The following is a 14,007-nucleotide window of genomic DNA, read 5'->3' as shown; positions in this document are numbered from 1 at the left end:
CAAATGATTATACAATATGTTAGAAATACCCTTTTGTTATACAGCAAATCGATAATTATTGATTTGAAATAAAAAGCAAAAGATATAAGAGTGAGAGATATAAAAAAAGAAGCTATTACGCTTATAGATGATTGATCTCAATCATCTATTTCGTAACAGCATCAATACTTATTTATTAGTGAATATTACAGTTCCTGTATACTTCTCTTTTATTTCTGATGCAATAGATTTTTCTTCGTCAGAGTCAAAAATATCGTAGTCATAAAAATCCACGAGATTATGTTCCATAACATAGTATCCATTTTCTTCATAAATGATATCTGATCCTTCAATTTTATTTGTAACTATCCAATAATCTTCAATCCATATCGAAAATGGCTTTTCTGTATAAACTAGTATTCTTGCTACGGTTCCCTTAGTTTCGGTGTTTAGTGCAGGATTGAATACAACAATAATATCTTCAGGTAGCGGATCTTTAACATAATAATGTAGTTTCCCTTCAAATAGAGATTCTTCTTTGTATAAGGTTAAATCTATATCGCTTACAACTTCTTCTGGTATATTTGTTGGGTCAATAGACGGTTCTGTACTAGACATTAATGTTGGAGCGGTTGACGATACAACAGTGGGCTCACTTGAAGTAGAACACCCAGAAAGGAGTAATAGACATACTATAAAATAGATATACTTTTTCATTAGTTTCCGTAGTTATGTAAAGATACTATATAATAGTGATCCATGTACTGGTTTATCTCATTTTTATTTGCACCACCAGGATTGTGTAGATAGTAATAAGTAGTATATCCAGTTCCATCATCGTTCCAATACATTTCGTAACCATAGTTAACAACGAAGTGAGTTAGTGCTTCACAATTTGCTTCATGTCCAGAAACACATTTAAGAGACACAATCGGTGAGTAACCTTTTTGTACCCTTTCTTGCATTTTAAGTTTAGCAGTACTTTCATAATAATTTGGTGCAAAGTCATCTTTTTGATATGACAAACTTAAGCGATTAGCAGCAGTAATCCAGTTTAATAAACATCCGTTGAATGCTCCTTTACCTAAAAATATATTTAGTTCAGGTGGATTGTAATATTTTCCATAGCGACTTACTACAGAAGCTAAAGCTGTCAAAGCACATCCACTTGTAGCAATACTATCAGAGCAGTTATCTGCCCCATAATAATTATTAGGATAATCACCTTGTTTATAGTATGAAAGACCATCAGTGGTCCAACGTGAATCTACTATATATCCACGTGATAAATGATGTTCAGTGAATGTGTATGGTAGATTTGAAGGTCTTGGTTCAACACGATAAGTTGTGTCTATGGTGAAATCGTCAGGCACGTTTGTACCAGGTGGATCATTTGGTGTAAAACCAGGATCTTCGCCAGTTCCATCAAGTGCAAATACATTGCCACTAAATGAGATAGCAAACAAACAACAAGTAACAATGCCAATCAAAATTTTTTTCATTTCATTTCTCCTTTTCTATTTTAATTAAGCATATTAATGATTATTGAATTATCTCCATTCTCATACCTGTTTGGCAAGCGAATCAACCACCTTTCTTGTTAGTACTTATAATTAAATTATAAACTATATTTCAAGTGAAAAATGTTTTAGAGTGAGCATAACAAAAGGTCACTTAAGCGACCTTTTGTTATGGGAATTTATAACTTAGAATTAAATAATTCTCTTAAATAATAATTAGCTTGCTTATATTCGCGATTTAAAATAAAGTAATCAACCAAGTACGAATTTAAAAGTGAGACAATTGTAATATCAAATGAATTCTTTGCTTGTTTATAGCTGGTGATTAGTAGTTGTTCAAAATCGTCTGAATATTGACTTGTTATCTTGCACTTTAATATGAAAATAATTTGCCTTTCTATATTATTGTTTGATTTTTTCAAAAACTCATTAATTAGTGATAAGGCATCAGAAGTATTCTTTAGAGCCGCGTTAATTAAGATTGAATTGAAGTAATAACTAAATCTTTTATGTGTACATTTTGAAATCATAAGTTTTGCCTTATCGTATTCTTTAATGCTGTAGTATGCCCAAGAGAGATTTGAAAATACAATTGACTTATCTTCTACTGCATCATTATCTATCAATTTTTTATACATTCCTATTGCTTTATCGTAAGCTTGATCAAGCATGAAGATGTTAGCAATATGAAATTTAGTATAGAATAGTCTTTTATAATTTAATTCAGTGCTAAACTGATTGAAAGCTTTCGTGGAGAATGAGAATGCTAAACATAAATGATTACAACGATATTGAAAGACACTAATATGGTAGTATAACATACTCGTCGACTCATTGAATACTCCACAAGCGATTGCTTTATCAAAATATATTTTTGCTTTTGATACATTACTGTACATAAAATCAAATCCTAAATAATCATAAATAATCTGTTGATGATTTGGTGAAAAGGAATGAACTAGTGATAATATTTCAGCTAAGAATGTTTCTTTTTCTTGTTGGTTTTCTTCGGGGTAAGTAACATAATAAATAAGTTGTATAATCATGTATTTAGCGAATAGTGGAGAATACTTGTAATCAGCTAGTTGAAAGAGTAATTCTGAAATATTCTTCTTTTTATCTTTTATATATATGAAGTCTAAATAAGCATAATCAAGTTTATTTTCATGTGCTTGGCATTCACTAATACCATAATAAGGCAAATGAAAATAAGCCATTATCTTTTTGTAGATTGAATCATCTACTAAAACTCCGTTTTCAATTCTAGAAATATAGCTTCTTGAAAAATTTACTTTTTTTGCTAGTTGTTGCGCTGTTAAATTGTTTTTTAGTCTTTCGCGTTTAACAAGCACTCCTAATGCAACCCCATAATTTTCCATAGCTTTCACCTCTACATTAATGGTATCACACTATCAAATGATTGAGTGTTATAAATAGACAGTAATTTAATGTGCTTAAAGATGAATTAATTATTTAAATCTATAACACAAACTAAATCTTAATTATTGCTAAATAAAGTATAATATATATAAGAAGGGAGACTGAAGAATGAAAAAAATAATGAAGACCATTCTCAACTGTTCAATTATTTTGATGCTAGTACTTGGAAGTCATAATCAGATTATTGTAAATACAAGTAATAATATAAAACCTTGTATTTATGATGTTAACACTGGTAAGTTGTCAAAAGATAGTCCGATTCCCTGTACTTCAAAATTTAGAATGATTGATGATGGACCAGTATGATGGAGCTATGAATAGGAGTGGGTTTATACAACCCACTTTTATATGTATGTAGTTTATAGAAAAATGATTTAACTGAAGAATTGAATTATTTTTTCATTATATCAACTATTAATTATTGGCAAGAATGAGAAATTTGTTGATATTTCTTTGATTATTAATAGATTTTTTTATCTCTTAATCAGTGGGTCTGGGGTTCGATCCCCCAAGGAGTCACCATTAAAAAATAAGTGGTATAAATAGCCACTTTTTTTTGTTGTCTAAAGTAAAAATGGCACCACTTTGGTACCATTTATTTATTTTCTAATATTGCGATAAGTTCATCTTCACTTCTTTTCATTAGATGTGTGTATACTCGCAATGTCATTGATATATCACTGTGTCCTAGGCGTTTTGATACTGCTACTATGTTTGCCACCTGCATTGATTAAGTTTGTTGCGTGAGAATGTCTTAAATCGTGTATACGTATCTTTTTAACTCCTGAGGTTTTTATTCCATTATCGAAGATTCGTTGTATTGTTGTATTTGATAATGGTTCATCATCAACAAACAAACCCAAGGCGCTTTTAATAAACGAGGGCAAGGTTCAAGCTAATAAAGCTTACAGGTTTGATTGCAACCACGTTTAATACTTGGATAGGTACGAGCATGCGTACATAAGGTATCATTGTCATTGAAGACCCATTTACGATAACAATTGATTTTTAATTCTCGAGAAATAGAGGAAGGTGATTTACCTAAAATCATTCCAATCTTACACATACTATAATTCTTAGAAACAAAAGATAATAGTTTAAGACGATCATCATAGGTTAAATGTTTATTTGTGCCAGTCATAAAATGACCTCCTTTCAAGACCATCACAAATCATCTCTCATTTCCATTATATTTCATTCATGCTTTCTTTCACTGTCCAATTTAACTTGATAATCTACGCTTAGTGGCTATATGATTGATTTTTTAGATGAATGTGGTAAATTTAAAGATAAGGTTAGTTTTGAAAATGTATATTATATATAAATTTGACAAAGAATTAAGAGGTATATTATTCGAAATAATAAGTGATGTTGAAGTATATTTGAAAACACAAATTTCCTATAGTTTTTCATTAAAATATGGTGGAATGGGATATAGGAACTTAGATAATTACAGCAACTATGGTGACAGCTTAAGGATTCTTAAAAAAATGAATGATATAGCAGAAAAAACGATAAAAATCTAATTGTTGCACATCATAGGAATAAATATGATGGTGAAATACCGCTATGGGCAATGGTGAAATAATGTCATTTGGAGATATATCCAGATTTTATTCTGTTTTAAAGTTAAAAGATAAAAAGATAGATGGTTATTCAAATATTAGTCCTTTAGACTTGAATCGCCTTTATCATAGTGCGGCATATCTTAGAAATCTATGTTGCCACTTCACTCGTTTATATTAGTTTTAAGCACACCATCAAACCAGCCATAGTTAATGAAAATTTTTTGAATGGAGAACCTGTCGATAATTCCACTACATTCTATTTCATTTACATACTCATGTTACTCAATCCAAATAAAAAATTAGGCGAGAGAGTTGTATTTAAATTAGGGGAATCTATGAAGAAGAATGGTGCCTGTGTTCCAAACGAATATGACTTTTCAACCAGGTGGGAAAAAATATTGCATAATGCAAATGGATACTGTATAAAGTAATCATAGAATTAAAAAAATATGGCACCATAAAAATAAAAAGTATGAAATTATATGTTGAGCTATAGTGAAGAACTAATGCTTTTTATTAACTATAGAGAAGCAAAATGAATACATTTTTTACCAACCCAAGGACTTACCATTATAAATTGAGTGTTTTAAATAACCGCTTTTTATATACTCAATACGAAAGGAAGTATTAGGCTAGAACTATTTATTTAGCAAATATTAGAATAAACTCTACTTGACTTTCTTTTGTCACTGTCACATGAATTAATATTATCAAAAGTTCTGATTTTTTGTTGTAAATTTGTAAAAATGACATGCTAATGGATTTTCATATTAAAACAAGATCTTTCATAATTAAGAAAAATTAAACTAATGTTTTATTTAAATCATTTAGGATAAATCTTATATTTTCAAAATGAGGTAGTAGAACATATGCATTTAAAGTTATTTTAAGTATTATAGGAGATTATAATTATGGAAAAGATCTTGTAATTTACTGTAATTCATGATCTAATAAACGAGGGTGACGAACTGGATATGAATGAAATAGAAATTATTCCTGAAGTTAACAGTGTAGGGGAATTCAGTGAAATAACAGGTGATTTTGGAGATCCTTTAGAAGTGACAAGAGAAGGTATTTCCAATGCTTATGATCATGGAGCGACGGAGATTTCATTAATATTTCAGATGACTGAAGACATTTTTACAATTGAAATAATAGACAATGGCAGTGGAATGTCTGAAAAAATGTTAAAAGAAAATTTTTGGAGCTTAGGTAATTCTTCTTCTAAAGAAAATAAGGAGAAGATTGGAGAAAAAGGACATGGTACAAAAATTTACTTAAGGTCTGAGAAAATTGAAATATGGACATCAACAGGTGAGGAACATTATTACTCTTACTGCGATAAACCTTATGATGCCTTAAAACGAGGAAAACTTCATGCACCTAAGTTCAAGAGTTTACACGAATGTGAACGAGGAACACGAATTAAACTCACAAATTATTCTAGAGATTATTCGAAGTATTCGCATGAAATTGTGAAAGATTATATTTATTGGTTTACTAAGCATGGATCTGTTGAAAAAGAATTTGGGAAACTTGAATTAAGTAGTTGTATCATAAAGTTAAAAGGGTTAGATCGGGATAAATATGAGAAACTTGAATTTGGTCATAGATTTCCGAAAGTCAATGATAATATTAATGAATTATTTGAGTTGCATGACGTTGATGCTTGTGATTATTTTGTTAAGAAATATGAGAAAAGTGATTGCTTGGAAAAGTATCCCTATTTTAAATACGAAGTTGTGATCTATGTTGAAGGAGATTCTGCTAAAAAAAATTACAATCCGATGCTTGGGGCCAAGAAAACCCAAAAAGGAAGATATAAAGTTTCGGATAGATACGGAATCTATTTGTGTAAAGACTATATTCCCGTGCAGCGAGTGAATGAGTGGATTTCTAACTTTGGAACCGGATCAAATTCGTTTGTAATGATTCATGGATTTGTAAATTCACAGCATTTTAAACTTACTGCAAATAGAGGATCAATAACAAATACTTCGGTTGAGGAATTGAATGCATTAGAAGAAGAAATTAAAGAATTTATTCAAGAAATTAATATAGATCTCTATAAAAATAATTGTTTAGATGCATTGAAATCATGGCAAAATGAAAAGAGAACTATGGAGGTGGAAAGAGAAGAATTTAATGCAAGAAAAAGACGGATAGAAGAAAAAAAGAAAATAACATTCTGTGGATGTTCATTTTATGAACCTAATAATGAGCAAGAAACATATGCGATTTTTGTTTCACTCTATACTTTGAAAAGAGAATATTTTAATTTCGAGCCAATTGATTATAATACGTATAAAGGGATAGATATTTTAGCTAGAAAAAATAGTGATCAACCTTTAAAAGATTGTGAGTATTTTTATGTAGAATTAAAGTATAAATTAAAAAAAGATTGCTTTAATCATTCTTTTGAAAATGTAGATACTATTATATGCTGGGATCTTATGAATGATATAAAGGACGGCACAAAAATGACTTCAGCGGTTGAACAAGAAACAGGTTATATTTTTAAAATTGTAAATAGTGGAGAAGATAAAAAATATTATATAGATAACGACTCTAAAAAATCTAAGATAGAAGTAATAAAACTAAAAGATATTATTGAGAAACTTACTAATGTCTGAAGTTAATATTAATTTTATAATACTTAATGATAATTCGGATACATATTTAGTATAAAAGCGGATGGGATTATAATATGAATTTTGAATATATTGATTCAAAGAGTTCTCTCGTAATTAATGATTTTTGTTGTTAATTTGATGATGTTAAAATGATAATCCAAACAACACTATATTTAAAGTTTTTATCACATTGTGATTGTTTTGTGCATGTGGTAATTGTGAGGTTTATTTTAAAGATTTTTACTTTTGTCATTGAGCTAAATGAAATGTATGAATTCAATCTTAAAGAGGTATTGTTCAAAAATTCATTTTACGGTACTGAAATTCATTTTAAATTAGTAGGTTAGGAAAATTGATATTAATGGTGAGATCTTTGCTAGTTATTTTTCACATTCTTTTAAATTTACATTTCAAACTGATTGAACAGTTTGAAAACAATTTAGTAAAGACCTAAAACAGTTAGTGGGGTATTATAAAATTGATTAAAAACATCTTGCAAAACTGTGGATATTTTTAAAGTAAGTAAAATAAATGTTTTTTATGGTATGACAGGCATATGCTAGTAATCTGTGGTGAAAGTGCACATAGAGTGAAGTTGCCAAAGCAGAGAGAATTTCAAAACGATTTAAGGTTATTATCGTAATTCGGGGACATTTCTATTAATGATTAACTGTAGTTTGTATAATATCTATTAGGTATAAGATGATGTATGCAAAATTATATTTTATGATATAATATCATCGTAAGTAACAAGAAGTATAGGGTTCGCAACTCATACCCCTATTCACACCATTAGTAAATGAAGCAACGATCATAATAGATTGTTGCTTTTTTTGGCTTCAATTATGTATTGAGATAATTCATACATAATTGGCTTTATTAACTTATTCTTAGCTATTAAGTGACTTATAATTATTAAATGAGAAATGATTGAAAGAGTGAAATCCACGTGTTTTATAAAAAAGCGTATTATAATGAAATTAACCAAGTAGTGACAAATATTATTACCAAGATTTAAATCTTGATATGACCCGCTTTGTCAAAACCAACTTGTATTGAAAGGAAAAAATTATGTTAAGACAAGATTTTACTATGGAAACATCGATGGAAGGCATGCTAAAACGCCATGCTCTTTCTGGAATTATTGCTGCTATCCTTATGATAGCTGTTGGCGTTTTATTATTTATTAATCCTCTTGCAGTGAGTATTGGTGCAGGAATATTAATTGCAATTGGAATCGGGATTGAAGGAATATATATTTTAGTTCGTTACTTTAGTTCGAAAAGTAGAAGTGCATGGGATTTAGTATTAGCGATTATTAATATTTTATTTGCTGGTTGGATTCTTACTCTATGGATGGGGGATTCGAAAGCATTAACAGTAGGAGTTATTCTTAATTTCTTGGCTATGATATTCGCAATAGTATTGCTTATGTCAGGATTTAATAAACTGAATTTCGCATCATCATTGAAAATGGCTGGAGAATACAAAACTGGAATGATTACTTTCAGTGGCTGGCTAAATATTATCCTTGCATTCTTCTTTATTATTAGTCCATTTGTGACTACGTTGACATTTGAGTGGATGTCGGGAATTTATTTAATAGTAAGTGGTATTATATTATTGATTGAAGCAATAGCGCTTATGATAGCGAAGGGATAAATCAAACAAGTGACGCAAGTCACTTTTTATTTCTTTGAAAATGGAAAGATAAATTACCAAAATGCAATTATCTATGCATAAGTACAGTGATATTTATTTCTTATTTGTAATGAGTCATTTTATAGAATATAATAGTAAAAACTTATTTAAGTTAATGAGAATGTAAAATGGGGTATAAGCATGGATAGAAAATTAAAGGGCAAAGAGTATTTTTATATTAGTTCAATGTTGTTTGGATTATTCTTTGGAGCAGGAAATTTGATTTTTCCTGTTCACATGGGACAAGAGGCAGGTGGGAATGTCTTCTTGGCAAATATTGGTTTTTTAATTACAGGGGTTGGATTGCCTTTCTTAGGAATCATAGCGATGGGGATATCACGAAGTGAAGGATTATTTGACATGGCGAGTAGAGTAGGTAAAAAGTATGCATATATTTTTACAATTCTTTTATATCTTGTTATTGGTCCTTTCTTTGCATTACCACGTCTTGCGACAACATCGTTTGAAATTGGTATTGCTCCTTTTCTTGATGCTTCAAATATAAGCGTTGTTCTAGCAATATTTAGCATTGTATTTTTTGTGGTTGCTTGTTTTTATGCAAGAAAGCCATCTAAACTGCTTGTCTATGTAGGTAAAGTTCTAAATCCATTATTTTTGATTTTACTTTTTATTCTCTTTGCGATTGCGTTTACAAATCCAATGGGTTCAATAAATGATATGGCAGTACAAACTAGTTATCAAACTCAACCTTTCTTTACAGGTTTTATTCAAGGGTATAATACTTTGGATGCTTTAGCTAGTTTAGCATTTGGCATTATTGTTATTACAACACTTAGAAGTAAGGGTGTAAATGAACCTAAGAATATAGCGATGGATACTGTTAAATCGGGTATCTTAACAATTATTTTAATGGGACTAATCTATAGTCTATTAGCATATATGGGTGCAATGAGTGTAGGTCAACTGGAAGTAAGTGCAAATGGGGGAATTGCGTTAGCACAAATAACTCATTATTACTTAGGAAATTTCGGTAGTATTGTTGTAGCAGCAATAGTTATCGTAGCTTGTTTAAAAACAGCAATTGGTTTAATATCATCTTTCTCTGAAACATTTGTTGGGTTGTTTCCAAAAGGTAAATACTTAGTATTTGCAATTACAGTTAGTGCGATGGCATGTTTATTTGCAAATGTTGGTTTAACAAAAATTATCGAGTTTTCAATTCCTGTTTTAATGTTCTTATATCCTCTTGCGATGACATTAATTTTATTATCGATTTTTGGATCATTCTTTAATCACGATAAAATTGTATATCAGATGACAACAGGTTTTACATTAATTGCAGCAATCATGGATGGCTTAAACGCTTGCCCACCATTTATCCGCGATTCTTCGTTGGTTCAAAAAAGCATTTCTATTGGTAGTAATTTACCATTCTTTGGTATCGGTATGGGGTGGGTAATCCCTGCGTGCCTTGGATTTATTCTTGGAATCATATTAATGATAATGAAAAAAGGAAAAACTAATAAAGCAGAAAACTAAAAAATGAATGTAGTTTTAGCTAGTATAAGATTAATTAAGTGTTATCTATCATATGGTGATAATAAAATAAAAGAGTATAGACAATAAATTAATGGAGGAGAGTATTTATTTGCTGAAATGATAAAACAAATAAATAGAAAATGAAGTATTATGTCGATTGAGAATGTGAAAGCTTATTTTAAACAGTTCAATATGGAAGAAAAAATAATAGAGTTTCCTATTTCAAGTGAAACAGTAGAGTTGGCAGCGATAGCGTTGAATGTTGAACCTGCAAGAATTGCGAAGACAATGGCATTCCTTGTTAGTGATAGGCCTATACTTATAGTAAGTGCAGGAGATGCAAAAATTGATAATCGTAAGTACATGGACTGCTTTCATACAAAAGCAAAAATGATTAAAGCTGAGGATGTTGAAATACTTGTAGGTCATGCAGTTGGGGGAGTATGTCCTTTTGCAATTAAGGAAAACATCGTGGTATATCTAGATGATTCTCTTAAACGATTCAAAACTGTTTTTCCAGGATGTGGTAGTGGAAATAGTACAATTGAATTAACAATAGATGAGCTAGAAAGATTCTCAAACTTTAATTGTTGGATAGATGTATGCAAGGGTTGGAGAAATGATAGTAACGAATCATTCTAATGAATTTAATATGATATACTGTAAGTACAACTTGGAGGTAATGAGATGATTAAGTCTGATGCTGTCAAAGAAACTCTTGAATTCGCAATTTTATTCTTAACTGCTCTTTCGGAAATACTTCTACTCATGTTTTATTCAATTTTTGATAATAAACTTCTTATTAATATTTTGATTGTAATCATTCCAGTAATTTTCTGTACGTTATTTTATCTTAGATATAGAAAAACTCACTATCAACAAATATATTCAAAAGAAGAGTTAAAAAAACAAAATCGTGGCTAGCAATGCTAAACACGATTTTTTATTTGGATTAAAATTTTTCTTGGAGTCTTGATAAGAAGATTTCTGTTGGTTTTGAGAAGATTTGGTATTTTTTCCAGACGATATGCATACCAATTTCTAGTGATGGTGATAATGGTTTAAAACATAATTCGCTATCTCCAGAAGTATTAACTAAATGATCAAGCGTAATCGCATGCCCCATTCGTTCTTGAACCATGAGAGAGGCATTGTAAATTAGATTATATGTTGCGGTAACATTTAACTTAGTTATATCTCTTTTAAGCCATGTGGGTATACCATATTGCTTAACAGATTGTCTTGATAAAAGAAGGGGTTCATTCCATAAATCTTGTGGGTGAATCTCTTTTTTCTTTGCAAGGGTAGAATCTTTTCTTGTAAGTACACCCCAAGTATCTTTACAAGGTAATTCAATTGAATCATATTTTGCTGTATCAATTTCGCCGAGTAATATTGCAAAATCATATAAGCCACGATTGAGTTTCTCGATAATATCAACTGAATCTCCACTTACAATATGAAAATGGATATTGGGATATATTTCTTGAATTTCTTTTGCTGTCATTGCAATTAGTTGCATAGCATGGGTTTCACCAGTACCAATATAAATATCTCCGCTAATGTAATCATCTGATACTTGGATTTCGTTTTCTGTTTTTCTCACTAAATCCAAAATTTCTTCGGCACGCTTACGTAAAATCATACCTTCTTCAGTTAATGAGATTTTGCGATTGCCTCGAACTATAAGTTGTTTTCCAAGTTCATCTTCCATGTCTTTTAATTGTCTTGAAAGTGTTGGTTGTGATAAGTGCAATGATTCAGCAGCACCAGAAATACTTTGTTCGCGTGCTACTGCTAAGAAATATTCTAATACGCGTAGTTCCATAGGATACCCTCTCTTATAGTTCTATTGTACTATACCTGTCAAGCATAGTTGGCTATTTGATATAAGTATTTGTTATTACATTATCGGGGTGTTAAGATTCTCAGTGTAATAAAGAAATGGGGATGATCAAGTGAAAAATAATAATTCTAAAGAAGCAATAGAACAGAATTTAAAAGATGCTGGTTGTGATTGTGATACGATAACGTGTTTTATGAATTGTAATGAAAAAGGTTATAAAGATGAACAAAAATATTTACTGGCAAAGCATAGAAAAAAATTATTAGAGCAAGTGCATGAAAGTCAAAAATGTATCGATTGTTTAGATTATTTAGTATATCAAATTGATAACAAAATCAAAGGAGAGAAAAAATGAAAAGGAAGTTTTTAGTATTAATTTTATTTGTATTTATGATTGTTGGATGTACAGCAAAACAAAGCAATGACATGGATTTATTAAGACAAATTCAAGAAAAAGGTGAACTAGTAATTGCGACAGAAGGCACATGGGCACCTTGGACATATCATAACCAAGATGATCAATTAGTTGGATTTGATGTTGAATTAGGAAAATTAATTGCAGATAAATTAGGTGTAGAAGCAGTGTTCGTTGAGGCAGAGTGGGATAGCTTATTTGCGGGATTAGATGCTGGTCGTTACGATTTAGTAATTAATGGCGTAGAGATTACAGATGAAAGAAAAGAGAAATATGACTTTACAGAACCTTATGCATATATAAAAACGGCAATTATAGTAGAAAATAGCAATGATAGTATTCATTCTTTTGAAGATTTAGAAGGTAAACAAACTGCGAATACTCTAGCTAGTACTTATGCAACTTTAGCTGAGAGTTATGGTGCAAATCCAACAGGTGTTGATGATTTAAGTCAAACAATGGAACTTGTATTATCGGGTAGAGTTGATGCTACATTGAATGCTGAAGTATCTTACTATGACTACATAAAAGAGCACCCCAATGCAAGTATTAAAATTGCTGCATTAACGACTGATGCATCATTTGTTTCAATACCACTAAGAAAAAATGAGAATACAGAATCATTAATGAATGAGATTAATAAAATCATTATGGAACTTAAAGAATCAGGAGAGCTAAGTGAACTATCAAATCAATACTTTGGTGTTGATTTAGTAAATCAATAGGCAAAGCTAATGAATGAAAGATTAATAGAAATTCTTATAGATTCATTTTGGAAGATAGTCGTACCTGGTTTAACGATGACAATACCACTTACAATCATTTCGTTTTCAATCGCAATACTACTTGCGTTATTCATTGCAATGATGCAAATGACAAATAATAAAATCTTAAATCAGATTGCAAGATTTTATGTATGGATTATTAGAGGAACACCTCTGCTAGTACAACTTTATGTTATCTTTTATGGTCTACCTAACCTGGGAATATTAATTGATCCATTTCCAGCAGCGGTAATTGTATTTGCATTAAATACGGGTGCTTATGATTCTGAAACAATTCGAGCGGCAATTGAAGCAATACCTAAAGGACAACTAGAGGCAGGTTATTGTGTGGGCATGACAACTCCTCAAATTATGATACGCATTGTTTTGCCACAAGCTTTACGCATAGCATTTCCATCTTTGAGTAATTCATTAATCAGTCTAGTTAAAGATACATCTCTTGCATCAAATATAACAATCCTTGAGATGTTAATGGCAACACAGAGAATTATTGCAAGAACTTATGAACCTTTTGCTTTGTATTGTGAAGTGGGATTAATCTATTTAATCATCTGTACAGTACTAACAAAACTACAACATAAATTGGAATCAACTTTCAAATTAGAATACTAGGTGAAGAA

General features: G+C 30.3%; 17 protein-coding genes. 11 read left to right on the top strand and 6 right to left on the bottom strand.

The annotated features are described in order from the left end of the window. Nucleotides 1–168: 168 nt before the first annotated feature. The 3 genes from B5D14_RS00975 to B5D14_RS00965 form a co-directional block, all read right to left on the bottom strand. Nucleotides 169–696: a lipoprotein gene (locus B5D14_RS00975; protein WP_078710715.1), complete on the bottom strand. Its 528-nt coding sequence runs from the start codon at nucleotides 694–696 to the stop codon at nucleotides 169–171. After that, nucleotides 696–1,481 (bottom strand): hypothetical protein, encoded by a 786-nt coding sequence (locus B5D14_RS00970; RefSeq protein ID WP_078710714.1) that lies wholly within the window; start codon nucleotides 1,479–1,481, stop codon nucleotides 696–698. Before B5D14_RS00970 ends, B5D14_RS00975 begins: the two co-directional genes overlap by 1 nt. Before the next feature lie 197 nt (nucleotides 1,482–1,678). Continuing rightward, the gene (locus tag B5D14_RS00965; protein ID WP_078710713.1) at nucleotides 1,679–2,878 is read right to left on the bottom strand and encodes a helix-turn-helix domain-containing protein; all 1,200 of its coding nucleotides are present in this window, start codon (nucleotides 2,876–2,878) and stop codon (nucleotides 1,679–1,681) included. 169 nt (nucleotides 2,879–3,047) lie between these two features. Between B5D14_RS00965 and B5D14_RS00960 the strand changes: the two genes are divergently transcribed. Continuing rightward, on the top strand, nucleotides 3,048–3,245 hold the full coding sequence (locus B5D14_RS00960) for a hypothetical protein (protein WP_078710712.1): 198 nt from the start codon (nucleotides 3,048–3,050) through the stop codon (nucleotides 3,243–3,245). A gap of 371 nt (nucleotides 3,246–3,616) precedes the next feature. Here B5D14_RS00960 and B5D14_RS12405 read toward each other — a convergent pair whose 3' ends face one another. Then, nucleotides 3,617–3,796 (bottom strand): tyrosine-type recombinase/integrase, encoded by a 180-nt coding sequence (locus B5D14_RS12405; protein ID WP_159443675.1) that lies wholly within the window; start codon nucleotides 3,794–3,796, stop codon nucleotides 3,617–3,619. A 38-nt stretch (nucleotides 3,797–3,834) separates the two neighbouring features. Beyond that, a complete protein-coding gene (locus B5D14_RS00950; protein ID WP_159443674.1) occupies nucleotides 3,835–4,080 on the bottom strand; it encodes a helix-turn-helix domain-containing protein in 246 nt (81 codons plus the stop codon). 127 nt (nucleotides 4,081–4,207) lie between these two features. Here B5D14_RS00950 and B5D14_RS12400 point away from each other — a divergent pair, with 127 nt between their 5' ends. The 7 genes from B5D14_RS12400 (at nucleotide 4,208) to B5D14_RS00915 (ending at nucleotide 11,265) form a co-directional block, all read left to right on the top strand. Beyond that, entirely contained in the window at nucleotides 4,208–4,465 is a 258-nt protein-coding gene (locus B5D14_RS12400; RefSeq protein WP_078710709.1) for an Abi family protein, read from the top strand. 43 nt (nucleotides 4,466–4,508) lie between these two features. Beyond that, the gene (locus B5D14_RS12395; RefSeq protein ID WP_078710708.1) at nucleotides 4,509–4,685 is read left to right on the top strand and encodes an Abi family protein; all 177 of its coding nucleotides are present in this window, start codon (nucleotides 4,509–4,511) and stop codon (nucleotides 4,683–4,685) included. A gap of 796 nt (nucleotides 4,686–5,481) precedes the next feature. Next, nucleotides 5,482–7,140, top strand: a complete 1,659-nt coding sequence (locus B5D14_RS00935) for an ATP-binding protein (RefSeq protein WP_078710707.1) — start codon at nucleotides 5,482–5,484, stop codon at nucleotides 7,138–7,140. A 1,071-nt stretch (nucleotides 7,141–8,211) separates the two neighbouring features. Further along, nucleotides 8,212–8,802 carry a DUF308 domain-containing protein gene (locus B5D14_RS00930; RefSeq protein ID WP_078710706.1) on the top strand — a complete coding sequence of 197 codons (591 nt, stop codon included), beginning with the start codon at nucleotides 8,212–8,214 and terminating at the stop codon, nucleotides 8,800–8,802. A 180-nt stretch (nucleotides 8,803–8,982) separates the two neighbouring features. Beyond that, nucleotides 8,983–10,341, top strand: a complete 1,359-nt coding sequence (gene brnQ / locus B5D14_RS00925; protein ID WP_078710705.1) for a branched-chain amino acid transport system II carrier protein — start codon at nucleotides 8,983–8,985, stop codon at nucleotides 10,339–10,341. Nucleotides 10,342–10,491: 150 nt separating this feature from the next. Continuing rightward, complete coding sequence (locus tag B5D14_RS00920) at nucleotides 10,492–10,983, top strand: YbaK/EbsC family protein (protein ID WP_078710704.1); 492 nt, start codon at nucleotides 10,492–10,494, stop codon at nucleotides 10,981–10,983. 45 nt (nucleotides 10,984–11,028) lie between these two features. Continuing rightward, nucleotides 11,029–11,265, top strand: a complete 237-nt coding sequence (locus B5D14_RS00915; RefSeq protein ID WP_078710703.1) for a hypothetical protein — start codon at nucleotides 11,029–11,031, stop codon at nucleotides 11,263–11,265. A gap of 28 nt (nucleotides 11,266–11,293) precedes the next feature. On the opposite strand, the gene B5D14_RS00910 is transcribed toward B5D14_RS00915, so the two are convergent. Continuing rightward, entirely contained in the window at nucleotides 11,294–12,169 is an 876-nt protein-coding gene (locus B5D14_RS00910; RefSeq protein WP_078710702.1) for a LysR family transcriptional regulator, read from the bottom strand. A gap of 130 nt (nucleotides 12,170–12,299) precedes the next feature. On the opposite strand from B5D14_RS00910, the gene B5D14_RS00905 reads away from it, so the two are divergent. Genes B5D14_RS00905 through B5D14_RS00895 form a run of 3 tightly spaced genes read left to right on the top strand, consistent with a single transcriptional unit; the run spans nucleotide 12,300 to nucleotide 13,999 of the window. After that, nucleotides 12,300–12,542: a hypothetical protein gene (locus B5D14_RS00905; RefSeq protein ID WP_078710701.1), complete on the top strand. Its 243-nt coding sequence runs from the start codon at nucleotides 12,300–12,302 to the stop codon at nucleotides 12,540–12,542. Then, nucleotides 12,539–13,327 carry a transporter substrate-binding domain-containing protein gene (locus B5D14_RS00900; RefSeq protein WP_078710700.1) on the top strand — a complete coding sequence of 263 codons (789 nt, stop codon included), beginning with the start codon at nucleotides 12,539–12,541 and terminating at the stop codon, nucleotides 13,325–13,327. Before B5D14_RS00905 ends, B5D14_RS00900 begins: the two co-directional genes overlap by 4 nt. Nucleotides 13,328–13,336: 9 nt before the next feature. Then, nucleotides 13,337–13,999, top strand: a complete 663-nt coding sequence (locus B5D14_RS00895) for an amino acid ABC transporter permease (RefSeq protein WP_078710699.1) — start codon at nucleotides 13,337–13,339, stop codon at nucleotides 13,997–13,999. Nucleotides 14,000–14,007: the final 8 nt, after the last annotated feature.

Source organism: Anaerorhabdus furcosa (assembly GCF_900167375.1).
GTDB classification, from domain to species: Bacteria; Bacillota_I; Bacilli_A; order Erysipelotrichales; family Erysipelotrichaceae; genus Anaerorhabdus; species Anaerorhabdus furcosa.
Note: the sequence above shows the minus strand (reverse complement) of the source record. Positions and strands in the feature narration are given on the sequence as shown.

Bases quoted from the DNA above. Each gene is read 5' to 3' on its own strand.
- B5D14_RS00975 (WP_078710715.1), bottom strand. From the start codon at position 696: ATGAAAAAGTATATCTATTTTATAGTATGTCTATTACTCCTTTCTGGG.
- B5D14_RS00970 (WP_078710714.1), bottom strand. From the start codon at position 1,481: ATGAAAAAAATTTTGATTGGCATTGTTACTTGTTGTTTGTTTGCTATC.
- B5D14_RS00965 (WP_078710713.1), bottom strand. From the start codon at position 2,878: ATGGAAAATTATGGGGTTGCATTAGGAGTGCTTGTTAAACGCGAAAGA.
- B5D14_RS00960 (WP_078710712.1), top strand. From the start codon at position 3,048: ATGAAAAAAATAATGAAGACCATTCTCAACTGTTCAATTATTTTGATG.
- B5D14_RS00950 (WP_159443674.1), bottom strand. From the start codon at position 4,080: ATGACTGGCACAAATAAACATTTAACCTATGATGATCGTCTTAAACTA.
- B5D14_RS12400 (WP_078710709.1), top strand. From the start codon at position 4,208: ATGAATGTGGTAAATTTAAAGATAAGGTTAGTTTTGAAAATGTATATT.
- B5D14_RS12395 (WP_078710708.1), top strand. From the start codon at position 4,509: ATGGGCAATGGTGAAATAATGTCATTTGGAGATATATCCAGATTTTAT.
- B5D14_RS00935 (WP_078710707.1), top strand. From the start codon at position 5,482: ATGAATGAAATAGAAATTATTCCTGAAGTTAACAGTGTAGGGGAATTC.
- B5D14_RS00930 (WP_078710706.1), top strand. From the start codon at position 8,212: ATGTTAAGACAAGATTTTACTATGGAAACATCGATGGAAGGCATGCTA.
- brnQ (WP_078710705.1), top strand. From the start codon at position 8,983: ATGGATAGAAAATTAAAGGGCAAAGAGTATTTTTATATTAGTTCAATG.
- B5D14_RS00920 (WP_078710704.1), top strand. From the start codon at position 10,492: ATGTCGATTGAGAATGTGAAAGCTTATTTTAAACAGTTCAATATGGAA.
- B5D14_RS00915 (WP_078710703.1), top strand. From the start codon at position 11,029: ATGATTAAGTCTGATGCTGTCAAAGAAACTCTTGAATTCGCAATTTTA.
- B5D14_RS00910 (WP_078710702.1), bottom strand. From the start codon at position 12,169: ATGGAACTACGCGTATTAGAATATTTCTTAGCAGTAGCACGCGAACAA.
- B5D14_RS00900 (WP_078710700.1), top strand. From the start codon at position 12,539: ATGAAAAGGAAGTTTTTAGTATTAATTTTATTTGTATTTATGATTGTT.
- B5D14_RS00895 (WP_078710699.1), top strand. From the start codon at position 13,337: ATGAATGAAAGATTAATAGAAATTCTTATAGATTCATTTTGGAAGATA.